Here is a 22,216-nt window from a genome sequence, read left to right on the forward strand (position 1 = left end):
CTGCCTCATTGCCCTGCAATGCATTGGTGATAGAAAAATATTACGCAATGAATCGATTAGCTTTTCATAGATGGCAGGGGGGTAATCCCCCCGCAAATCCAGCACCCTGAGAAGTAGAGACTCTCACAGGAGAATCTCTACCATGAAGAAATCACGTTTCACCGACAGCCAGATCATTGATGCACTCAAGCGAGCACAAGCCGGTCTGACAGTCCCAGAGCTCTGCCGGGAATTCGGCATCAGCTCGGCAACGTTTTACAAGTGGCGGGCCAAGTTCGGCGGCATGGATGCATCGCTCATGGCTCGCATGAAAGAGCTGGAGCAAGAGAACCAGCGGCTTCGCAAGATGTATGTCGAGGAAAAACTCAAGGCTGAGATCGTCTCGGAGGCTCTCGCAAAAAGTGGTGAAGCCATCTCGCCGGCGCGAGATGGCTCTTCGAGCAGTGCAACAGCACGGCGCATCAATTCGGGCTGCCTGCCAAGCGTTTCAGATCAGCCAAGCCTGCTATCGCTATGTGGCTCGTCGCAGCATTGAGGACGATGAGATCGCCCAGTGGCTGCTGCGCCTGACGGACAACAACCGCAATTGGGGCTTTGGCCTTTGCTTCCTGTACCTGCGCAATGTTCGAGGCTTCCGATGGAATCACAAGCGTGTTTACCGTGTCTACCGGGAGCTGGAACTGAACCTGCGTATCAAGCCCCGCAGGCGATTGGTGCGAGACAAGCCTGAGCCACTGACGGTGCCCGAAACCTGCAACGCAGTCTGGTCGATGGACTTCATGCATGACCAGCTCGAGGATGGGCGCAGCATCCGAATGCTCAATGTAATCGACGACTTCAACCGCGAGGCGCTAGGCATTGAGGTGGACCTCTCGCTGCCGTCGCATCGTGTGATCCGAGTGCTGACGCAGATCATGGCTTGGCGTGGAAAGCCGCAGGCGATCCGCTGCGATAACGGACCGGAATACATCAGCGCTACGTTGCTGCACTGGGCCAGTAGCCAGGGCATTCGCATAGAACATACCCAACCTGGAAAGCCCCAGCAGAATGCCTATGTGGAGCGCTTCAACAGAACGGTTCGCTACGAGTGGCTGTCCCAGTATTATTGGAGCGACCTCGACGAGGTGCGGGAGTTTGCCACGCAGTGGATGTGGCGCTACAACCATGAACGTCCAAACATGGCCTTGGGCGGTATGACCCCGAAACAGCGGCTGGCCATGGCCGCATAGCTCTACTTCTCGGAGCGATGGAATTCGGGGGGATTACCGATTCAACTGGTCGATGCAATAGATCGATACTTTACTAAAGGCAACTTACTCGTACGTATGCTGCCGTTTGAATCTGCAAAGAATTCAGCAAGTAACAACAACCGATGAAACCATCCCAATACTTCGCCCATCCAGAGCGCCACCGGACAGAGCACATTGGCTGGCTTCGGGCAGCCGTTCTTGGTGCCAACGACGGCATTATTTCAACCGCTAGCCTCATCGCTGGTGTAGTAGCCGCCAACGCAAGTCATGGAAACATCATCACAACGGCAGTCGCTGGACTGGTCGCTGGAGCGATGTCTATGGCAGCTGGAGAGTTCGTCTCAGTTTCTACTCAGGCTGACACAGAGAAAGCCGATCTTGAACGCGAGCGAAAGGAACTTACTTCAGACCACGCGGCAGAACTACGTGAATTGACAGCTATCTACGTGCGGCGAGGACTCGACTACAAGCTGGCCAACCAAGTCGCTACGCAGCTAATGACGCATGATGCGTTAGGTGCTCACGCGAGAGATGAACTAGGAATATCTGATGCACTGAGCGCAAAACCTTTACAAGCTGCACTCGCTTCCGCAGGGAGCTTTGCAGGAGGGGCTGCACTGCCACTTGCCGTTGTATTGACAGCTCCACAGGCAGATTTACTAGCTTGGACAATTGTGACCGCTCTTGCTTCTCTTACTTCTCTTGGTGCAGTTGCGGCACAAATTGGTGGCGCACCAATTATGAAAAGTGTCTGTCGCGTGACTTTCTGGGGGGCACTCGCAATGGGTCTTACTGCCGGTGCAGGAGCAATTTTCCATGTTTCAGCGTAACGATCACTTTGTGCAACAAGTGATCCCCTTCGCTTATGGCTATGGACTTGGGTCTGTTCCAGACTTCATTAGGCTGTGCTGCAGGCCAAGTTCTGTATTTGGACGCACAGGTGACAATCGCCCCCGCTCAGGATGAGTTGTACTAGTTACTAGAGCCCTCGGGAGTTCCAAGGTTGAAGCAAATGGCAGCACTTGAGCAGTTTGGTTGACGAAGTTGGTACGCGCTTAGCAACATTGCGCCCAACTCTGATGCCAAATTGTGTCTAACTTCTCGCAGGTGCCTGACCAGTTAAGCACTGCATTACCTCTGAATACTATCGACATGCGGCCCTAAGCACCTCATGCTTGGCTCATCTAGGTAGTCATCAGTTATATCGATTTCAAGAGCCTTAAACAGAATGAGGAATTGAGACCTATGCAGTTGAATTGGGCAGGTGTTGATCATTGGGTCGTATCGTTAGGCTGCGGTCTGCTGATTGGTGTCGTAAGCGAACGTCGCGAGCATGAACGACTAAACACGGCAGGAACCCGTACACATGCCATAACCGCATTGCTTGGCTGTGCCGCTTGGGAGTTAGGCGTTGAAATTTTTATTGTGGCGCTCCTGGCAGTAGCCGCCCTGACCGTAGCAGCCTACTGGCATTCAGCCCGCAATGACCCTGGTTTGACTAGTGAAGTAACGCTTCTGTTCACGCTAACTCTGGGTGCGCTATCGCAAAAGAGTGCCCCCTTAGCAGCTGCTCTGGGCATCCTCTGCGCTTTGCTAGTCCATTCCAAAGGAACCATACAGCATTGGAGTCGTGAGTTGCTCAGCGAGCATGAACTGAGGGACGGCCTTATGTTAGGTGCGGCAGCGTTGATCATATTGCCGCTTTTGCCTCAGTCCACCGTCGATCCCTGGGACGTATTGAGCCTTTACGCTCTTTGGAAAGTTGTTGTGCTGTTCATGACCGTCGGCATGCTTGGCCACATACTTACTCGAGTGCTCGGCCCACGCTGGGGGCTACCCGTTACTGGATTTTTTTCTGGGTTTGTGTCATCTACTGCCGCTATAGCTAGTTTTGGGAACCTTGCCAAGGCAGATGGAGATCAGCTGCAGCAAGCATATGGCTGCGCAATGCTTGCCCAGCTGGCGTCCCTATGCTTGTTCATCGCCATTCTTTCGACAACTTCCATAGCGCTGATGATTTCGATGGCGCTACCTTTGCTCGTTGCGGCATTTTTTCTTGCGCTTACTGCTGGCATAGCATTGTGGAACAGGCAAAAAATATCACCTCAAACTGAATTTAAGACAGACCGAGTATTCAAGCTTTCAAGTGCATTACTGATCGCGGTAATCATTGCTTGTATTTTGCTTCTGTCCGCCTGGCTGCAACATGCCTTTGGTAGCACCGGGGTCCTGGTTGCGGGAGCCTTGGCCGCCCTAGCTGAACTTCATGCTGCTGCTGCAAGTTTAGGGCAGCTCTTTGCCTCAGGAAATCTTCCACTGACAACCGCACAATGGGGTGTCGTTCTAATTCTTGCTGCCAGTGCAACGGCCAAGTCCGCTTTAGCGTTTGCCATCGGGGGCGTTAAGTATGGAACACGTATCAGCCTAGGCCTAGCCACAATGGTGGCAGGAACTAGCCTGTCTCTACTGTGGCTGGGCTGACAGACATTGACCTCATCAGCATTGATAGAGCCAAAGCTCAACGCATACGCATCAGAAGACCATCCTTAACTATGAACTGATGCCAAAGCGCAGCCGCTGCATGCAGGCCTACGGCCGCAAATACCAAGTTAGCTCCTGCCTCGTGAATATCCTTAATGCTGCGGCCCAATGATGCATCGACCATCAACGGCAATGTCCAAGATGCACCAAAAAAAGCAATGGGCTTGCCTGACCAAGCAAGGGCCAATATTCCTAGCACCGGCATGCCCAGCATCAGCAGGTACAGCAACCAGTGCATGACGTGGGCAGAAATCTCCATCCAACGAGGACCTGAGGGTAGGGGCGGCACTTGGACGCTGGCGCGCACAACAAGGCGCAGTGTCATAAGCAGCAGTACGGCGAGGCCGAAGCTTTCATGCCAGAGGGTCATCTGCGCACGATCGGCAGACCCCTTTGGGAAAAAGCCTTTGATCTCGATGACAGCGACGGCTAGCGCTGCTGCGGCGAAAACCAACCAGTGCAACAGCACCAGTGAGCGAGGATAAGAGTCTGAACGAGTCATGGTTGGTTCCTTTTCCTTCGGTGAAGAACATGTTGATATCCATCATTCAATACGCCATTCCGATTAGCTTGATTCAGCGTGCAAGTCAGAAAGCGCTTCGGCCAGCTCCAGGGGGCATTAATCATCAAAATCCCATATCTCATGCAAGTCCAGCCGTAAGCGACTGTCGCTTTCCAGCGTATCGATATGTGTCATGCGCTCAGCCAGTACTGCGTCAGCGAGCACTCGGTGTGCCGAAAGCAGCTCGGCCAAACCAGTTTCACCGGCACGATAGGCGCGCGTTGCTCTGTCGGCCGCACTGCGCTGAAGCTCCGCTGCTCGGGCCTGTGCCGTGGCCGCTGTACGCCTTCCATTAAGCTGACTCCATAGCACATCAAACTCAGCGCCCAAACGCCTCTCCACCGCCAGGCGGCGTGATAGTGCCGCAGCGGCATCGGCCAGCGCGGCTGCTGCCTGAGACTGTCGATGCACGGAACCTAGTGGCAAACTGATACTGACTCCAGCAATACGTTCAGAGCCGCCACGTTCGCTGGTCGCAAACACTCCGACCGTGGGGTCGGGGCGACGTTCAATATCCATGCGGTGGGCTTGGTGCAGCGCCAAAGCCTCCTCGGACTGAGCTAGCAGATACTCATGGCTGTGCTCTATGTAGCGCAAACGCAGTTGAGTCTCTGATCCGCTCGGCAGTGTGGACAAGGTTGTCGCATCAGAAGCAGTGATGATCAAGAGACATAGATCAGGATATCGCGCACAAAGATCAGCCCTCGTCGAGGTCTGAGCTGCCACCGCCCCTGCGAGTGCGGCCTGCATGCGGGCCTGTTCAGCGGTGGCTAACTCGGCTTCAAGTCTGGCCGCGTCGCCAGCACGCAGGCGGCGCTCAGTGATGCGTGCCAATTCCGCGGCGGCATCGGCATTGCCCTGGGCCGCTTGGCGGGCCTGACCAGCACGTAGAGCAGCGAACCACAAAGCCAGCAACTGACGTGCTGTTTCGTGCCGGGCGTCTTGCGCTGCCAAACGGCCATTTGCGATCGTCGCCTCGGCCAGCTTTGAATCAACTGCGGCCTTACCCCAAAGTCGCAGCGGTCGCTCTATCGCGATCTGGCCTTCAGTAAAGCGCTGACCCGAGCCATCATGGGTCCAACGGCGCTGACCAGAAGCTCGGACTACGGTTTCATGAGGGCCAACGCGCATACCGTCGGCTCGAGCCTGAGCGCCCCTTCGTGCTGCGTCGGCCGCTTGCACAGTAGGCGACTGTTCTACCGCTATGCGCACCGCCGCCTCCGAAGGCAGGTAGCTCTGAGCCTGGGCTGCGCCCGCAAACAGTAGAGCTGCGACACAGACATGAAGCAGACGATTTTTCATAGGCAAACTCAGAAAATACGATTTGGAGTTACCTTGAGCGCTATTGCAAAAAGCGTTTGCAGCTTTCATTTTTGTACCTCCTTAGCACTGCGTGCTACGCCAAAGCGCTCAAACAGCAGTGGCAACAGCAACAAGGTCAGAGCGGTGGAACTAATCAATCCCCCTGCCACGACGACGGCCAGCGGACGCTGAATTTCTGAGCCAGGACCGGTAGCCAGCAGCAACGGCACCATGCCTAGAGCCGTAATGCAGGCCGTCATCAGCACTGGCCTCAGACGGTCACGCACGCCCTGGCGCACCGCCTGAGTCAGCTCCATTTCCGAAGCCAGTAGTACATTGAAGTGCGAAACCAGCACCACCCCGTTGAGCACGGCAATTCCTAGCAGCGCAATAAAGCCCACGGAGGCGGGGACCGACAGATATTCGCCGCTGATACGCAAAGCCGCCATGCCACCCACGAGCGCGAACGGGATGTTGGCGATGACCAGCAAAGCCTGTCGCATCGAACGAAAGGTGAGAAATAGCAACACGAAGATGGCCGAGAGTGCCAAAGGCACGACCAACGCCAGGCGGGCGGCCGCGCGCTGCTGGTTTTCGAACTGACCGCCCCAAACAATGCGAAGATCCTTGAGGCTAGGATCAGCAGCCACGGATGCCTGGGCCTCACGTACAAAGCTGGCAAGATCGCGTCCTTCCACATTGACCTGAACCACGGCGAAGCGCGCTCCATCCTCATGGTCAATACGTACCGGTCCGTCCTGAGGGGAAAGTGTCGCTAGAGAGGTGAGCGGCCAGGTTGTACCATCGGGGGCTGTTACCAAAAGGCTTGCCAGGCCTTCGGGTGACTGCCGCAGCGCCGCTCCACCACGAAGCAGGAGCGGCGTACGCACCATTCCTTCGGGGACGATACCTATACGCTCGCCCTCGATCAATGCGCGCAACTGAGCCTGCAAGGAATCACCAGAAAAGCCGGACTGGCCAAGTGCAGCACGATTAAGAACGACTTGCAGGTATTGCACGCCGCTGTTGCTGGGTGCAATGACTTCAGAGGCACCGGAGACGGAGCGCATGCGCGCAGCAATCGCCTGGACTGCGGCATCTATCTTGGCCAGGTCAGAGCCGAAAATTTTGATGGCCACGTCGCCACGCGAGCCTGTCAGCATCTCGGACACGCGCATTTCGATAGGTTGCGTAAAACCGTAGATCAGGCCCGGAAAGCCTTCCATAACGTGGCGGATGGCATCTGCAATATCTTCCTTGCTACCTCGCCACTCAGCACGTGGCTTGAGCACAAGAAAGGTGTCGGTCTCGTTGAGGCCCATGGGGTCTAGCCCGAGGTCGTCCGAACCTGTGCGGGCCACGATGGAGCGAATTTCTGGAACTTCTTTAAGCAGCGCTTGCTGCACGCGTTGATCCATATCTAAAGAAGCGGGTAATGATATCGACGGAGCCTTCTGCAACTGAACGATAAGATCCCCTTCGTCCATGGTCGGCATAAAGGTTTTGCCGACGGACAGATACAAGGCCGCCGAACCGGCGAGCGTCGCCAAAGCGATGCCGAACACTGAACGTCGGTGAGCGAGACTCCAAGTCTGCAACCAAGCAAAACCTGCAGCCAGCTTGCCCATCAGCCATGGTGCATCGCTGGCATGTGAGCGCAACAGCAGCGAAGCCAGAGCCGGAACGACGGTGAATGCGATAAGTACAGATGCACCAAGAGCTAGAACGATGGTCAGTGCAACCGGCGCAAATAGCTTGCCCTCCAGGCCTTGCAGCGTCAGCAGCGGCAGGAACACAATCGCGATGATGGACACGCCTGCCAGCATGGGGGCGGATACGGCAGACACAGCATCCCGGATCAAGGCGAAGCGGTCTGCGTTCTTGGCCGACTCCCCATCTTTGGGCGTATGAGCCAGCGCGGTCTCAATGTTCTCCACCACCACCACCGAGGCATCCACCAACATGCCCAAAGCAATGGCTAGGCCACCCAGACTCATCAGATTGGCTGTCAGACCCACGTAGTGCATGAGTAGGAATGTGGCCAGCATGGAAAGGGGAAGCGTGGCTGCCACTACCAATGCTGCGCGGACGCCGCCTAGAAACAGATAAAGGATGACGACTACGAGCACACTGGCTTCGACCAATGCGCGCACTACGGTACCAGCGGCACGCGAAACCAGTTCTCCGCGGTTGTAGAACACATGAGTGCTCATTCCTTGCGGGAGATGTGGTGCCAGTTCATCAAGTCTGGACTGTACGGCGTCGACCAAACTGCGTGCATCCACGCCGCGCAGTCCCAGCACGAGTCCCTGGACAGCCTCGCCATGTCCATCGCGACTTACGGCACCATTGCGAGTGGCTTCACCCATGCGCACTGTTGCCACATCACCTACCGTAGATGCCGTTTGCCCGTTCTTGGCCTGCACGACCACGACGGCACGTAAATCGTTTAGGCCGCGAACCCCACCTTCCACACGCACGACCCAATGTTCCTCACCACGATCCAGGCGACCTGCTCCGTCGTTGCGATTGTTGGCTTCGAGTGCCTGACGCAACTGGTCCAGGGTCACGCCGCGAGCGCGCAGCCGCGCCGGGTCCGGAATTACCTCATAGCCCCGCACCACACCACCTAAGGCATTCACGTCGGCAACGCCGGCGACAGTGCGTAGTGCAGGTCTTATTACCCAGTCCAGTACACGTCGGCGCTCGGCCAGAGAATAGCTCTCGCCATCAACCGTGAACATGAACATCTCACCCAAAGGTGTAGTGATGGGAGCCAATCCCCCTTCCATAGTAGCGGGCAAATCGCGCTGTATGCCAGCCAGTCTTTCAGACACCTGCTGGCGGGCCCAGTAAACATCCGTGCCTTCGGAGAAATCAACAGTGACATCGCTGATGCCGTATTTAGAGACAGAGCGCACGATGGTTTTGTGAGGCAGACCCAGCAGCTCCTGTTCTACGGGTGTAGAAACGCGCTGCTCCACCTCCTCGGGCGTCATGCCCGGCACCTTCAGAATCACCTTAACCTGGGTAGGCGAGATATCGGGGAACGCATCTATTGGCAACTGCGAATAGGCCCAGGCACCGGCCAGGGCCAGCACAATGGCTGCGAGCAGCACCAGAGCACGCTGACGCAGCGAAAAATCAATCAGCTTGGCCAGCATCACTGACCTCCGGACATCAAGTTTTTGAGGGCAGCGATACCTGCAGTCGCAATCTCCGCCTTGGCCGGAAGCACTCCGCGTACCACGGCGGCAGCTTCGTCTTTGCTCTCCACCGACAAGGGGGCGAAGCGCACGCTCTTGCCTGTTTCAATGAAAACACCGGTCTGGCCTTGCCAGTACACCAGTGCTGCGGCCGGGATGCGCAAACGGTTTCCTGCCTTCGCCTGAGCCTTGTCCGTGTCTGAATCTTTCAACGTCAATATGACTGTGACACTTTCACCCAGCCGGAGATCACCGTTCTTGGTTAGCGCAACGCGCACTCGCATCCCTGCACTACCGTCGCCAACAGGTGCAATACCCTCGACCAGTCCTGCGGCACCGCGAGTGGTGACCTGCACACTGTCACCTACGGCGGGCAGTGGTACCTCTCGACCCAGTAGCAAATCAAGTTCCAAGGCCTTGGGATCAGCCACTCTCACCAAGGGTGCCGATGCATCGACACGCGCGCCTGGTTGGACCATTACTTCAGTCACAATGCCTGCACGAGGTGCCAGCAACTGTGCCTCATTCCCAGCCAGCTTCACACCACTGGTAGCCAGCTCGGCGCGTCGGGCTTGAGCCATGGCCGCAGCCTCTGTGGCGCGTGCCTGTGTTGACTGCCATCGACTGGCAGCGATGATGCCGTCTTCATGGAGCAATCGGTCTCGCGTCAGTGATTGCTGTGCCAGCCGCGACTGTGACTCGGCTTCCGCCATTGCGCGACGCGCTTCGTAGAGCTGAGGGCTGGTGAATGTCACCACGGGCTGACCCGCTCGCACGGACTGGCCTACAGCTACCAGCACACGTGGGAGCGCCCCTGCATAGGGTGCGGCCACCACGACCTGGGCATCAGGTTTCAGTATCACGCGCGCATGAGCCGAAATATTGAGCTCTCCAGAGCTCTGGATGGATTGAAAGCGCACACCCAAGGTTCGCGCCTGCTCAGGGGTTAGAGACACGGCCTCGGCGGCCATGCTTGCGACTGGCAGCGCAAGTGCGCCAGCCAACAGCCATTGGTGGAAAAACATTCCTGACTCCGGAAAAGGAAAATACATGCTTCCATGCGTACGCACGGAAGCGCAAAGCCTATGCAAGGCTTAGGAGATCAGGAAAATTGAGGCGGAGCTTGGGCCGGGGATGGCCGTATGACGCGCCCTTGCCAGCGTGAAAGCCTGTGCGCCGGCTCTGGGCGCGGTACTGGCCTAGCAGCAGTGCAGCGTATGCGTGAAGCACGCAGACCCCAAGTCAACAGGGCTAGGCCAATGATGGCCAGCAGCGGGACAGGAAGTAGATATAGAGGTTGCAGTGCGTTTTGCACATCAACTTCAAACGGCTCGGCTTGCAACTGATTGTTATCGTGCTCGCTGAGAGAGTCGTGTTCAGTGAACAGATGGAAATGAGAATCAGCAATTCTTGAAGGTGTTGTGTGCACATGCAGGCCAGATTGATTCGGAGTCCCGAAGTGGCCGTGCAGTAGCGGAATTAGCAGTTGAGCTGCAATCACTAGCAGCAACAACGCGCTCCGCAGAGAAAGTCTCTGGATTGCACGCGACATGTCATTAATTGTACAGCTGCGATTTGATTTGCAGTGCAACAGAGTAATGTTGTTGATGAGGCCCCATATTCAACAAATCAACGGGCAAGTCGCGCTGTGGTTTTTAAATGATTGCTTGCAGCAACAACCTGTCCAAATGTTTGCCAAGTCACAAGCAGCTACTAGAGGTCACCAATTGTCGAAGTATGGTCATCTGTGAGCATCGCTAACTGAGCGTATTTCCGTCACAGGGAGCAGAGCTAGAGCATCTATCTCAATGCCCGATTCTGGCCGAAAGAGTGATCGCACGGATGAGCCAGGCAGCAGTTATCTCGATACACGAGCACGGCATGAGAGGGCAGCTATCAGCAAGGTCCACACACTAGTGCAGCCGGCCTGAAGCGGCCATTTGATGTGGCGATATGACCAACCCATAGAGCGGTCATGTACATAGACCTACAGCGCCGAACCTAACGCTATCTTGCATAAAATATTTATTCAACAATCGTTGTATTATTGTCTTATGCAAGAAGCCCAAGTTATTCGTTCTCTCTCCGCTTTGGCCCATGAGGCACGCCTGCGCGTTTTTCGTGCGCTGGTAGTCGCAGGACCAGAAGGCCTCACACCCAGTGGATTGGCGGAGCAATTGGGTATCGCCCCCAATGCACTGTCATTTCACCTTAAGGAACTCTCCCATGCTGAACTCGTGAGCCAGGAGAGACAGGGGCGCAATGTGCTGTACCGAGCCGCGTTTCCTGCCATGAATGGGCTGCTGGCCTACCTCGTCGAGAACTGCTGCCAGGGTGCAGCCTGTACCCCAGACGCCGCAGCTTTGTGCCAGTGCTGAAGTGGTCGCGTCAAGGAACAGTTCATCATGTTGACGGCTATCCTGATTTTCATCTTCACACTAACGCTGGTCATCTGGCAGCCACGTGGCCTTGGCATTGGCTGGAGTGCCACGATTGGTGCGACTGTTGCGCTGCTGCTTGGGGTCGTGCACTGGGCTGATATTCCGGTGGTCTGGAATATCGTCTGGAATGCCACGACGACCTTTGTCGCGGTCATCATCATCAGCCTTTTGCTGGATGAGGCTGGATTCTTTGAGTGGGCCGCATTGCACTTTGCCCGCTGGGGTGGCGGCAGCGGCATCAAGCTGTTTGCGTTCATTGTGCTGCTGGGTGCCGCCGTGTCGGCCCTGTTTGCCAATGACGGAGCAGCTTTGATTCTCACGCCCATCGTGATGGCCATGCTGGTGGCCCTGGGCTTTTCTCCGGCAGCAACGCTAGCGTTTGTGATGGCAGCCGGGTTTATTGCAGACACGGCGAGCCTGCCTCTGATCGTGTCGAATCTGGTGAACATCGTTTCAGCCGACTTTTTCAAGATCGGCTTCAACGACTATGCGTCGGTGATGGTGCCGGTCAACATTGCCTCTGTTCTGGCCAGCCTCGGTGTGCTGCTGCTGTTTTTCCGACGCGATATTCCTGCTTCATACAACGTGGCACAGCTCAAGCAGCCCTCGGCTGCGATCAAGGATCTGGCGACCTTCCGAGCTGGTTGGGTCGTACTGATCTTGCTTCTGGTCGGATTCTTCGCGCTTGAGCCTTTGGGCGTCCCCGTCAGTGCCGTGGCCGCCGTGGGTGCAGCCATCTTGTTGGCTGTGGCCGCGCGTGGCCCTGTCATCAGCACCAAGAAGGTGTTGCATGGTGCTCCATGGCAGATCGTGGTGTTCTCGCTGGGGATGTATCTGGTGGTCTACGGGCTGCGCAACGCGGGTCTGACGGATTACATCGCCGTGCTGCTCAATCAATTCGCAGCCGGTGGCGTGTGGACCGCATCGCTGGGCACAGGCGTACTTTCTGCGGTGCTGTCCTCGATCATGAACAACATGCCCACGGTGTTGATTGGAGCTTTGTCCATTGATGCATCGACAGCCAGCGGAGTGGTCAAGGAGGCCATGGTGTACGCCAATGTGATTGGCTGTGACCTGGGTCCCAAGATCACGCCTATTGGCAGTCTGGCCACGCTTCTCTGGCTGCATGTGCTCGGCAAGAAAGGCACAACGATTGGCTGGGGCTACTACTTCAGAGTCGGTTCAGTACTGACCATACCCGTGCTGCTTGTCACCCTTGCTGCCCTGGCCTTGCGGCTCAGCGTGGCGTCATGAACCTTTGCAACGGAAATCTAGCGCTATGAGTGACATCACGATTTATCACAACCCTGCTTGCGGCACCTCCCGCAATGTTCTGGCCATGATCCGCAACAGCGGGGAAGACCCCACGGTCATTGAATACCTCAAGACGCCCCCTGATCGCTCCACGCTAGTGGGACTGATCCAGGCAATGGGCATACCGGTGCGCGATGTGCTGCGTCAAAAAGGTACGCCGCATGACGAGCTGGGCCTTGGCGATTCCAAATGGACAGACGAGCAATTGATTGACTTCATGCTCCAGCATCCAATCCTGATCAATCGACCGATCGTGGTCAGCCCCATGGGAGCACGCTTGTGCCGCCCCTCGGAGGCCGTGCTGGACATCCTGCCGCAGCCTCAACAGGCCGCATTTTCCAAAGAAGACGGCGAAGCCGTCACTGACTCGAAAGGAAATCGAATTGGCAAACTCTGATCTACCAAATCTGGACGAACAAGTATTTGAAAAGCCCAGCCTGGATGGACTATTGCCCGCACAGCGTGCGACGCATGCACCGCGTATCTTGTTGCTGTATGGCTCGGTTCGTGACCGCTCCTACAGCCGTCTCCTGACCGAAGAGGCTGCACGGCTGCTGCGCAAGATGGGGGCCGAGACCAGGATCTTCGATCCGCGTGGCCTGCCGCAACCGGATGGTGCCCCTGACGATCACCCGAAGGTCAAGGAACTGCGCGAGTTGGCACTATGGGCCGAGGGTATGGTTTGGACATCTCCTGAGCGCCATGGTGCGATGAGCAGTATTCTCAAAGCACAGATCGACTGGCTCCCTTTGTCCGTTGGCGCGGTGCGACCAACTCAAGGTAAGACACTGGCGGTGATGCAAGTCTCAGGCGGCTCACAGTCCTTCAATGCCGTCAACCAGATGCGTGTGCTGGGTCGTTGGATGCGCATGATCACCATCCCCAATCAGTCATCCGTAGCCAAGGCATTCGCGGAGTTTGACGAGGCGGGCCGGATGAAGCCTTCTTCGTATTACGAACGGGTTGTTGACGTGATGGAGGAGCTGGTCAAGTTCACGCTGCTCACACGGGACTGCGCGGACTATCTGGTGGATCGTTATAGCGAGCGCCGTGAAAGCGCCGAAGAACTGTCCAAGCGGGTCAATCAACGCAGCATCTAAGCGATACGGGTGGGGGACTCCATATTGCTTTGACAAGATTCAGTGCCTGCTTATCTTCCTTTAGAGGGGCAGCAATGGGGCAAACAGCGACAGCCGCAACTGGTCACAAACAGTCATGCGCATGGACGTATTGTTTGGAGAAATAAACTACTGAAACTCATGAAAAAATTCATGGCTATGACTCATCCGCCAACCCATGGCTCAGATCAAGCAAACTCATCAGACCACGCTGGTGAAGGCTCTAGCCCGCCAAATCCAAGAGGGACTTTTGTTGAAGTCTTACTTGTTTTTTTCAAGCTTGGTTTGACGTCATTTGGCGGACCTGTTGCTCATTTGGGCTACTTTCGTACGGAGTTCGTAGAGCGACGAAAGTGGCTGGACGACAAGAGCTACTCAGATTTAGTCGCGTTGTGCCAGTTTCTGCCTGGCCCAGCGAGTAGCCAGGTAGGCATAGCACTAGGGCTTGGTCGCCGCGGCTGGGGCGGAGCCCTCGCGGCTTGGATAGGATTCACTCTTCCTTCGGCAATTGCACTCATTCTTTTTGCAATTGGGTCGTCACATTGGACAGTGTTTGCTCGGTCAGGAGCCGTTCACGGACTAAAAATCGTTGCTGTTGCAATTGTTGGGCAAGCTGTATGGGGGATGGCCAAGTCCCTTTGTCCCGACAGACTGCGCGCTGGCGTTGCTATTGCTGGCACTCTTTTGGTTCTTGCTATGCCTTCCGCCATTGGACAAATCACAGCAATTGTTCTAGGTGGTCTGATTGGTCGATGGATGCTCAAATTGGAGCAACTCTCCATCGTGCAGCATCGTGACTATGGCGTGAGCAAAGTTACCGGGGCTATTTTCCTGAGTATGTTTGTAGCACTGCTAGTGCTGTTGCCGGTCATAGCCTCCTTGACCCATTCTCCAATCGTGACCGTTTTCAGTGATTTCTATCAGTCCGGAGCATTGGTGTTTGGGGGGGGGCACGTTGTTCTCCCATTGCTACAGGCAAGCGTAGTACCAAGTAGCTGGTTATCAAACGAAGTTTTTCTTGCAGGATATGGTGCAGCACAGGCCGTTCCAGGCCCTTTGTTCACGTTTGCGGCTTACCTTGGCGCAGCTATGCCAAGTCCTTTTGGTGGTTGGCTTGGTGGTTTCGCTTTGCTCTTAGCGATTTTTTTGCCTGCTTTCCTACTGGTCATTGGTGCGTTACCGTATTGGGAAACCTTGCGCCAGCGTGTGGGAGTGCAGAGGTCTATGGCCGGTGTGAATGCGGCTGTGGTTGGGGTTTTAGGAGCAGCGCTATATGACCCTGTGTGGACGAGCGCCATCCATTCAAAAACCGATTTCGGATTTGCATTGGCCGCATTTGGATTGCTGGTTTACGCACGACTATCACCCGTGCTGGTCGTGATACTGGCAGCGCTTTTGGGGTGGCTACTTTCACTCTAATCCCACTTAATTGAGCGACGGCTTTGCTATGACAGTGGCAGTCACAGATCGGCCAGGAACGGATTTTCGTCGAAGACTTGGTGAGCTTCCGAAAAGCTGATCCACAAGCTCGTCTAATCTCGTTGGGACAAGGTCGGCAAACCGATCTTTTAGTGCCAACCCAAAACTGACCGCTTGGGGGTCAAGATTGGATCGGCTCTAACAGACTGATTTATGCAACGACGCCGACTCCCGGCCAATCGCTGAAATCTCAGAAACAAAAAATATGCACGAAATTTAGAATATGGCATCACCGGTCCTTCTTTGAAGGCAGTCTGGTGACCTTGCTACTCAGGAGCGATTCCAGATGTTCGTTATCTGAAACGAGTTTCTGGATACGCTCCATTGCTTCGCCTAATTCAGCTTGCGCTTGCTGCAATTCAAGGTTCATATCACGGTGTTTCTGCAGCAGGACCGCAAATTGGGTCCGGTATTCATCCAGTAGTTCTCGAGTTGTACGTCGACCAGTTTGGGGCTCAAAGCTGGCCTCGTTTTTAGGCCTATGAAGCCACGACCGAACTTCATTGAGTAAATCCTTGTACCTATCGGCATGAAGTGTCGTGTTGTGTATTTCTGCACGTCGGGCAAGTTCGTTCAACGTCAAGCGCCCCTTGTTGTGCGGGTAAGCGCCACCGTTTTCGACGAGCACCTCATCGATTGCAGCCATCGCGACGCGTACCTTACTGGTAACCTCGTCTGTCCTCCGGCGCCCATGCTCCTGAGCAGCTGAGCGAATGAGGTTCTTGGTTTGTTCGGTTTGAGTCACGCTTGCTGCTCACTCTGAACAATGCGTTGGACTACATCATTCGCGAGCCACTTTGTGTGAAGCTGGGGAAATCTTGGGAGATTGCCGAGAATTTGATTTCTCCAAAAGCTCTGAATAAGGTCAGACCCCTGCTTTCCAGATTCGATGTATTGATTGACTGCTTCGGCGATGCTTGCATCGACGTCCTCCTGGTGCCAGGCTTCTTCTAGTCGAGAAGCGCAGCTAACTTGGCAACGCGATGGCTCGGGGTTTCCTTTGCGTTTATTGCACGGTCCTACGTCGCCTGCTGCCTTGGTACAGACCACACCAGGCCTAACAAGTTGCCAAGTAGTTCCACGCATTGTCAATAGCTCTGCGAGTTCGTGCATGTCCTTCACTCCCCATGTCGAGCCTGTCTTGTGGAGCTCTGTGCGGCGAATTTGTATTGCGTCATGAATACGGATTGCAGCCAAGCCTCCGTAACCCCCCAGGTCAATGCCATTCGAATTGACGCCGCCGCTTCCATTACCCATTCGAACAGATTCGAGTGCCTCCTCAGCTGCCACCATTTCTTCTATGACTGTGGTCGCGCGCATGACACGGAGTTCTCGAGCAATCGTTTCAATCTCTCCTCGTAGGTCTTTGTTTTCAAGAATGTAGTAAAGCACCATCTCAATCGATTTGTGTCCAAAGACATCCATGAGGATTTTTGGTGCCTCGACGATAGCCAGTGCAGCAAGCCGGGCTATTGTCTTGCGGAATCGATGCGAACTGAGAGATTGGCCACCAGGATTTCTGTCCATGCCTAGCATTGCAGCGAATTCTCGGAGCGCTTTGTTGAATTCCTTTGCTCCCATGGGCATGGTCCTGTTGTGACAACTTGCGCCTATCATTCCCCACAAGTGAGTTCCAGGTTTAGAAAGTTTCCCGGTCTTGGTTCCGTTGATTGACGTTAAAGGCTCCGCAATAGAAATTAGTCGTATTTGCTGTTCGATAGCTTGGGCCGTAAAATCAGGTATGACCCAGTCACGGGTCACTCCCACAAGCTGCTTTGTCAACTTATAAGTGCGTCCATTCGCGTACGCTCTACCGTCCTTCGCATAGGTGACGCAATCGCGCATTAACGTAAGAATTTCACTAGCCCGAGGAGCTATAGTGATAAGTACAACTATTTGGTGAGCGGTTTGAAGTGCATTTGCAAGTCCAAAGATATGTGAAGCTCCCTTTGGTGGCCATTGAATTGAACTTTCGATAGTATTTCCATTGTAGTGAAAACCTCCCAGGCCTCTGTCGCTCAACCGTATCGGGAATGGTAACTCATTGATTTCATTTCCATCAATATCTTTCCAATGTACGTTGGCACATATTTCACTACACCAGCGTGAGATAGTTGGATTTGAAGCTGAATTTGTTTTCCCATGTGTCCACAATGGATGAAATTTTTCAAGTATCGATATAATATTTGGTCCAAGGTTTTCAATAATCCAAAATGCCTTGCTTGCCAATTCGCTTACGTAGTCATCTGGCAGGTGTCTGTATGGGTTAATTTCGGGCGTCAGTCGACGAGGTATTGGTTTTCCAGCTACAGGTGTGGTCTTGGTGATGGAAGTGTAGGGAGGTGTATCATTCCAATATCCTTTATCAGAAAGTGTCTGCATTCGCTTTGCCTCTTTCTCAACTCCATTGAGCACCGAGTGTCCAAATGCAATAAGGTCTTGCACCTTGAATGCTGAGAAAATATTTCCTTCAAGGTGATTCCTTTGGTCTTGAAGGAGCCTTGCAATGGCAGCGGCAGCCATTCGCGGTAGATAGTTGTACGCGATAGTTGCAATCGTGGTTGGGTCCAGCGGTTCATTGCTTGATCGCTTCAATCCAGCCGGACCAATTCGACACAGTATGCAGTATTGCGTAAGACGCAGTACTGCGCGGTCGAGCAGCTGATTTAGCCGAGTCTTCAGCGGAGATGTAGTTGTGAGGTGCTCTTGAACGCTGGTTGGAAGGAAGAATGCTATTCGCTTGCGTAAATTCACGCGGTACAAGTTTTTAGCAATTATTGGCGCCCATTCTCGCGGTGTTTCCCATATACCGAAGATAGCTCCATTTCTCAGCACATTTTGTGCCGCTATCACCTGCTTCGCTGTTAGACTTTGCACTGCTTCAAGTTCGAAAATACTCCGAATATTGCTTGCAGAGGTTTCTACCTCGAGTTTTCGTTGAGCTGCAGTGATATTAACTGTTTCCTTTTGTGTGGCATGGGAGGAATCACGTGCCACGCTTGATGATTTAATATTCTTCTTCATTATATTTTTTCATCCACAGCTGTGCTTGGAACTCCACCGGTCTATGGATTCCCGCAGTAATTTTTACTTCCCATGCTGCGATTGCTTTTACAACGATGTTGGTGTCAAAAGCGCTCATTAAGGCTAGCTCGGTGTTGTCGTATTCCTGCTGGTACTCCCTTGCGATAAATGCATCAATCGCCATGTTTTTTTTGAGCCACTGCAATTCAGCCATTCGCATCGCGAGGCCTTCAAGGCTCTCCGGCATGATTACCCCGTTTTCGACACAGAGTGTGCAACGGTGAGTGTTACACATGGCAATGCCATCTGATTGAAAGTTTGGGTCAACTCTTAAGGGGGGATTGAATGGGTCTTTGCACCCAATTCCAATCCGACTCAATCTTATCCGTCGATAATCAGTTAGTCGATTGTATTCGTCTGCGGTGACGGGGCCATCCTGTGTGAGTTTGGCGATAATGGTGGTGTCGAGTCGGCCGCTTTCACGAATTTGCTGAATCAATACATTGCTAAATGTGAGAAATTTATTGGTAGAATCGTCATTTATTGCTGAGTTATCTAAATACGTAGTCGTGCTATGAAAAGATTTGTGATTAAGCGCCTTCATTACGTGAAAAATCGAACCGCCATTATTTCGCCAGGTAAACGTAGAAAATTCATCGCGAAAGTCGCTGGCTACGATATAAGGCACTCTTTCCTTGCCATGCAAGTTCATCGATGTATTAATTTCGTCAACAATTTGCTCCAAGAACGTTGTGCGTCTATCTGCTGTCGGTAGTGCGGCGTACATATCCGTGTCTAGACATTCGATGCGACCCAAAGAGGTGCAGTAAAGCCAGGGTGAGTGAATAATTCGCTTTAGCTTATTAATTCGCTTTTGCAAGGTATTCGTTGTTTTTAACAACGCAAAGCCCTCTAGAGCAACACGGTGTTCTTCGATTGCACTCTTCAGTTCTTGCATGAGTTGAAGGCGCAGAGGCCAAGTTCTAGTCACCATTTCAAGCACGATAACGCCTGGTGAGCGGTCAGTCTTCCAATGTCCTGAGTCCAGCGGTTCGCTTTTTCCGCGCGTTTTATAACCGCGCATCACGTAGCGAGTTGGGTCTGATGGATGAGGCTGTAAGAATGGTGTTCGAGTAGGGGCTTCATTTGAGACATCGACTTTCAAGTCGAGAAGCGGTTGGGCATTCCAGCCGCAGCCTGCAAGACTCAGGTGGAAGGCGATGCGTGCCTCATTGGCATTAGGATAAAACCCTTCGTACATGATTGTGGTCGAGTATTCAGCACATTGATTCTTATCGAGGCCTTGCCGCAGATTCGTAATTTTCGGGAATAGTTTTCCCGATGACTTCATGCGGTTCTCTACGGCCTTAAAGCGGACATAGTTGCGGCGCAGCCTCTCCTCGATTTCGCCCGCTGGTAACTGGCCTTGTAGAAGTTGTTCGGCTCTTCTCCATCGGTCAAGACTTGTTAGCCACTTCCTTTTCAAGGCATTCCAGATGCGCTGAATTTTCTCTGGAGGTGGGAGGAGGCGCTTGGGTTTTGCTTGCTCTGGGCCAACCCAATGCAACTCCCGCAGCCCCAAGGCCCGTCGAGTGATGTTAGTTACTCTGCGAAGTGCGTGAAAACTTTGCGGCGAAATGCCAGCATCCATTGCGGCTTGCCGATGCAGTTCGGTGAAGTCTTTAACACTGCTAATCCGAATTAGAGGTAACCCCACCTCTTTCGTGCGAGACTCGATTTCGTCGAACAAACGCCACCACTGGCGTAGATGCTTAACAAATGATGTGGCACTACTCTTCGGTGAGAATTGCAGATGCTCCTTGATAGCTGGTGCTAGTTGATGTATCAGCTCTGGGCGTCCGGAGAAAGGCCCGCCCCACTGGCCTCCGCGCACTTTTCTAGATATTTCACCAGTCTCGAACACAGATAAGTCAATGAAGACTGGTTTGTGTTCATGCTTCGTCCAAAATTGCAGAGGTGTTGATGTGTAATCAGTGACTTCTGCAGCCACGGCTTGCGGCCCAAACGCCGACTCCCGTATGTGATCCTTGTTTTTCTTCCGTAAGCTCACGATGAGGAGCTCTCTTTGTCTAAGTAGTCACGATACTGCTCGGGCAATGCAAAGCCCAGCATGTCCATTGCCCAGTGTAGGTAGATGAAGCTTGTGTCATCGCTCGCATGCCCGAGTTGTGGTTGTATCTGAAGTCGTATGACGTCTTTTGCGAAGTGCGAAATGACCGGAGTAATCTGGTCTTGCTCGGATTTCTTTACGGAATCGAATTGTTTCAGTTCTCGCCAAAGGACGGAGCATGCCCACCAGTGCCTGCCTTGATGGGGGCTCCATCCCTTGAACGGGAGAGGAACTCCGGTCCAGGCGTTATAAAGGTGTTTCCCATTTAGCCGTATACCGGAAGCTTCATCGCGAAACAAGTGAATCGCTCCAGCTAGTCGCGCATGCTGCTGCGTTGCTCCGCGAACTGCTTTTACCCATACGTTCAACTGATGTAGCCGAGCGTCTTCTCGATACTGATGAAGTCGCTTAACGAGATACAGTGGCACCAGAATGCTTCTCTTTGGACCAATTTTGTCGCCATGGTCCTTGCCATATGATGGCCCCTTCGTCCCAAATTGGATCTGGATGCGGACGAGCTTTTCAGCATCGCTAGCAGTCGGATTACTGATGTGCCACCTCCGCGGGTCGAGCGGAATCGAGTCGACCCTAAAGGCTTCAATTTCGCTGCGCCGCATCGCAGTCATGAGTACGGTCTCGCACATTAATCCACGAACGCAACCGTGTTGCGCGTACACCGCCGCCAGCCACGCCTGAAGCTCGTCATCGGAGGGCATCCGCATTGTTGTCTGGTTTTTACGCACTGTCCCTTCACGCACTTCGACGGTTAGTCGTTTGTGGCCTCGAGAGCTCACGGGACTTGCAACGTTGACAACAATTGTTTTGCTCGGAATGTCAAAGCGGGCTCGGTGGCCTTTATAGGCCATCCACGTGAGGAAGTCGCAAGCGGCACCAACGTAAGAGTTAACTGTGGCGGGGGCAAGCGGCTTTCCGTCGCGCGACCAATAGCCTCTAATTAGCTCTGTTTGATATCTCTGGTAAACATGCTCATGAAAAGTGCAGGTGATGATGTCAATGTGACGCTTTTCTGCCCATTCGAGAAAGTTTGCAAGCCAGTTTGCATAGTTCAAGATGGTGCGGTCGGTGGGGGGAGCCGCAGGCTGCAGAGTTTGGGGTAGCTTTGGGTGCCAGACCCCGAGACCACGGTCAATCAAGTATTCGCTGCCTAGGCGGTGATAACTAGGCTGAGAATCGAAGATGCACGGTAGGTGAGCAACTTTTCCGAAGCCTTTGGACGCAGTGATTTCCGGGTCGGAGAAGTAGACCGTGTAGTGCATCGAATCACCTGCTACAAAGGTTTAAAGCATCTAGTGTGACCATGGATTGCTTGCCGGCAACTCAAACATACACTTATTGACGTGGCTATAAACGTAAACAATGCCCAGTACTTTCGCTACCTTGAGACAGCGCGTATTGACTGGATGAGCGGCCTTGGCCTCAAGCCAGGGCTGAGCGGGGAGAGACAGGGCCAAGGCCCGGTAGTCGTCAACGCGTTCTGCAATTTTTATCAGCAACTCGCCTATCCGGACGAGGTGCTTCTCAAAATGTTCGTTAGTGATCCTGCTCGCACCACGTTTGAAACCTGGGCCACGATGGAGCGGGTGGACCAGCCCGGAGTGATCTGCGCAGCAGGCGGCAGCACTGTGATCTGGGTGGACTTTTCAAAGCAGAAAGCGACGGACTTGCCGGACTGGATTCGCAGCAAGGTCAGTGGCTAAAGCTGTTCGGAAATCCGTATGAATGCGATTGGCGCGTTCGGTAATTCGGTCAAGGTTATGCAAAAAAGTATGTTGATGATAATTAAATCAAAGCTTTAGAAGGTGATATTTTGTTGGCACGGTATGTGCT

17 protein-coding genes are annotated in these 22,216 nt (G+C 53.8%); 9 read left to right on the forward strand and 8 right to left on the reverse strand.

Annotated features, from left to right (window positions below):
• The first annotated feature begins 142 nt into the window (after positions 1 to 142).
• The 3 genes from RSF91_RS12920 to RSF91_RS12930 all read left to right on the forward strand — a co-directional run bounded on the left by RSF91_RS12920 (position 143) and on the right by RSF91_RS12930 (position 3,731).
• A protein-coding gene (locus RSF91_RS12920) for an IS3 family transposase (RefSeq protein WP_332568803.1) occupies positions 143 to 1,229 on the forward strand; the annotation gives its coding sequence in 2 pieces (ribosomal slippage) (positions 143 to 399 and positions 398 to 1,229; 1,089 coding nt in all).
• Between the two features lie 143 nt (positions 1,230 to 1,372).
• A complete protein-coding gene (locus RSF91_RS12925; RefSeq protein WP_332568804.1) occupies positions 1,373 to 2,080 on the forward strand; it encodes a VIT1/CCC1 transporter family protein in 708 nt (235 codons plus the stop codon).
• A gap of 415 nt (positions 2,081 to 2,495) precedes the next feature.
• Positions 2,496 to 3,731, forward strand: coding sequence for an MgtC/SapB family protein (locus RSF91_RS12930; RefSeq protein WP_332568805.1), 1,236 nt, complete (start codon positions 2,496 to 2,498; stop codon positions 3,729 to 3,731).
• Between the two features lie 37 nt (positions 3,732 to 3,768).
• On the opposite strand, the gene RSF91_RS12935 is transcribed toward RSF91_RS12930, so the two are convergent.
• From RSF91_RS12935 to RSF91_RS12950, 4 genes are all read right to left on the reverse strand, one after another.
• Positions 3,769 to 4,293 (reverse strand): cytochrome b, encoded by a 525-nt coding sequence (locus tag RSF91_RS12935; RefSeq protein ID WP_332568806.1) that lies wholly within the window; start codon positions 4,291 to 4,293, stop codon positions 3,769 to 3,771.
• Positions 4,294 to 4,410: 117 nt separating this feature from the next.
• Entirely contained in the window at positions 4,411 to 5,655 is a 1,245-nt protein-coding gene (locus tag RSF91_RS12940) for a TolC family protein (RefSeq protein ID WP_332568807.1), read from the reverse strand.
• Positions 5,656 to 5,720: 65 nt separating this feature from the next.
• The gene (locus RSF91_RS12945; protein WP_332568808.1) at positions 5,721 to 8,819 is read right to left on the reverse strand and encodes an efflux RND transporter permease subunit; all 3,099 of its coding nucleotides are present in this window, start codon (positions 8,817 to 8,819) and stop codon (positions 5,721 to 5,723) included.
• Entirely contained in the window at positions 8,819 to 9,886 is a 1,068-nt protein-coding gene (locus RSF91_RS12950; RefSeq protein ID WP_332568809.1) for an efflux RND transporter periplasmic adaptor subunit, read from the reverse strand. The genes RSF91_RS12945 and RSF91_RS12950 overlap by 1 nt, the downstream gene beginning before the upstream one ends.
• Before the next feature lie 1,029 nt (positions 9,887 to 10,915).
• Here RSF91_RS12950 and RSF91_RS12955 point away from each other — a divergent pair.
• Genes RSF91_RS12955 through RSF91_RS12975 form a run of 5 tightly spaced genes read left to right on the forward strand, consistent with a single transcriptional unit; the run spans position 10,916 to position 15,153 of the window.
• Positions 10,916 to 11,239 (forward strand): ArsR/SmtB family transcription factor, encoded by a 324-nt coding sequence (locus RSF91_RS12955; RefSeq protein WP_332568810.1) that lies wholly within the window; start codon positions 10,916 to 10,918, stop codon positions 11,237 to 11,239.
• 27 nt (positions 11,240 to 11,266) lie between these two features.
• Positions 11,267 to 12,556: an arsenic transporter gene (locus RSF91_RS12960; RefSeq protein ID WP_332568811.1), complete on the forward strand. Its 1,290-nt coding sequence runs from the start codon at positions 11,267 to 11,269 to the stop codon at positions 12,554 to 12,556.
• A 25-nt stretch (positions 12,557 to 12,581) separates the two neighbouring features.
• A complete protein-coding gene (gene arsC / locus RSF91_RS12965; RefSeq protein ID WP_332568812.1) occupies positions 12,582 to 13,013 on the forward strand; it encodes an arsenate reductase (glutaredoxin) in 432 nt (143 codons plus the stop codon).
• Complete coding sequence (gene arsH / locus RSF91_RS12970) at positions 13,000 to 13,716, forward strand: arsenical resistance protein ArsH (protein ID WP_332568813.1); 717 nt, start codon at positions 13,000 to 13,002, stop codon at positions 13,714 to 13,716. Before arsC ends, arsH begins: the two co-directional genes overlap by 14 nt.
• A 42-nt stretch (positions 13,717 to 13,758) precedes the next feature.
• On the forward strand, positions 13,759 to 15,153 hold the full coding sequence (locus RSF91_RS12975; protein WP_332568814.1) for a chromate transporter: 1,395 nt from the start codon (positions 13,759 to 13,761) through the stop codon (positions 15,151 to 15,153).
• Positions 15,154 to 15,442: 289 nt separating this feature from the next.
• Here the strand turns inward: RSF91_RS12975 and RSF91_RS12980 are convergent, their stop codons facing one another.
• Genes RSF91_RS12980 through RSF91_RS12995 form a run of 4 tightly spaced genes read right to left on the reverse strand, consistent with a single transcriptional unit; the run spans position 15,443 to position 21,645 of the window.
• Entirely contained in the window at positions 15,443 to 15,958 is a 516-nt protein-coding gene (locus RSF91_RS12980; protein WP_332568815.1) for a hypothetical protein, read from the reverse strand.
• A complete protein-coding gene (locus tag RSF91_RS12985; protein ID WP_332568816.1) occupies positions 15,955 to 18,237 on the reverse strand; it encodes a hypothetical protein in 2,283 nt (760 codons plus the stop codon). The genes RSF91_RS12980 and RSF91_RS12985 overlap by 4 nt, the downstream gene beginning before the upstream one ends.
• A complete protein-coding gene (locus RSF91_RS12990) occupies positions 18,221 to 20,308 on the reverse strand; it encodes a hypothetical protein (protein ID WP_332568817.1) in 2,088 nt (695 codons plus the stop codon). The genes RSF91_RS12985 and RSF91_RS12990 overlap by 17 nt, the downstream gene beginning before the upstream one ends.
• On the reverse strand, positions 20,305 to 21,645 hold the full coding sequence (locus RSF91_RS12995; RefSeq protein WP_332568818.1) for a site-specific integrase: 1,341 nt from the start codon (positions 21,643 to 21,645) through the stop codon (positions 20,305 to 20,307). Before RSF91_RS12995 ends, RSF91_RS12990 begins: the two co-directional genes overlap by 4 nt.
• 81 nt (positions 21,646 to 21,726) lie before the next feature.
• Between RSF91_RS12995 and RSF91_RS13000 the strand changes: the two genes are divergently transcribed.
• Positions 21,727 to 22,086, forward strand: coding sequence for an acyl-CoA thioesterase (locus RSF91_RS13000; RefSeq protein ID WP_332568819.1), 360 nt, complete (start codon positions 21,727 to 21,729; stop codon positions 22,084 to 22,086).
• Positions 22,087 to 22,216: the final 130 nt, after the last annotated feature.

It is taken from the genome of Comamonas sp. (assembly GCF_036643215.1).
Lineage (GTDB): Bacteria > Pseudomonadota > Gammaproteobacteria > Burkholderiales > Burkholderiaceae_C > Comamonas.

What these genes read in the sequence shown, in the direction of transcription:
- RSF91_RS12940 (WP_332568807.1), bottom strand. Translation starts at nt 5,655, where the DNA reads ATGAAAAATCGTCTGCTTCATGTCTGTGTCGCAGCTCTACTGTTTGCG.
- RSF91_RS12955 (WP_332568810.1), top strand. Translation starts at nt 10,916, where the DNA reads ATGCAAGAAGCCCAAGTTATTCGTTCTCTCTCCGCTTTGGCCCATGAG.
- RSF91_RS12930 (WP_332568805.1), top strand. Translation starts at nt 2,496, where the DNA reads ATGCAGTTGAATTGGGCAGGTGTTGATCATTGGGTCGTATCGTTAGGC.
- RSF91_RS12950 (WP_332568809.1), bottom strand. Translation starts at nt 9,886, where the DNA reads ATGTTTTTCCACCAATGGCTGTTGGCTGGCGCACTTGCGCTGCCAGTC.
- RSF91_RS12985 (WP_332568816.1), bottom strand. Translation starts at nt 18,237, where the DNA reads ATGAAGAAGAATATTAAATCATCAAGCGTGGCACGTGATTCCTCCCAT.
- RSF91_RS12995 (WP_332568818.1), bottom strand. Translation starts at nt 21,645, where the DNA reads ATGCACTACACGGTCTACTTCTCCGACCCGGAAATCACTGCGTCCAAA.
- arsC (WP_332568812.1), top strand. Translation starts at nt 12,582, where the DNA reads ATGAGTGACATCACGATTTATCACAACCCTGCTTGCGGCACCTCCCGC.
- RSF91_RS12925 (WP_332568804.1), top strand. Translation starts at nt 1,373, where the DNA reads ATGAAACCATCCCAATACTTCGCCCATCCAGAGCGCCACCGGACAGAG.
- RSF91_RS12935 (WP_332568806.1), bottom strand. Translation starts at nt 4,293, where the DNA reads ATGACTCGTTCAGACTCTTATCCTCGCTCACTGGTGCTGTTGCACTGG.
- RSF91_RS12960 (WP_332568811.1), top strand. Translation starts at nt 11,267, where the DNA reads ATGTTGACGGCTATCCTGATTTTCATCTTCACACTAACGCTGGTCATC.
- RSF91_RS12945 (WP_332568808.1), bottom strand. Translation starts at nt 8,819, where the DNA reads ATGCTGGCCAAGCTGATTGATTTTTCGCTGCGTCAGCGTGCTCTGGTG.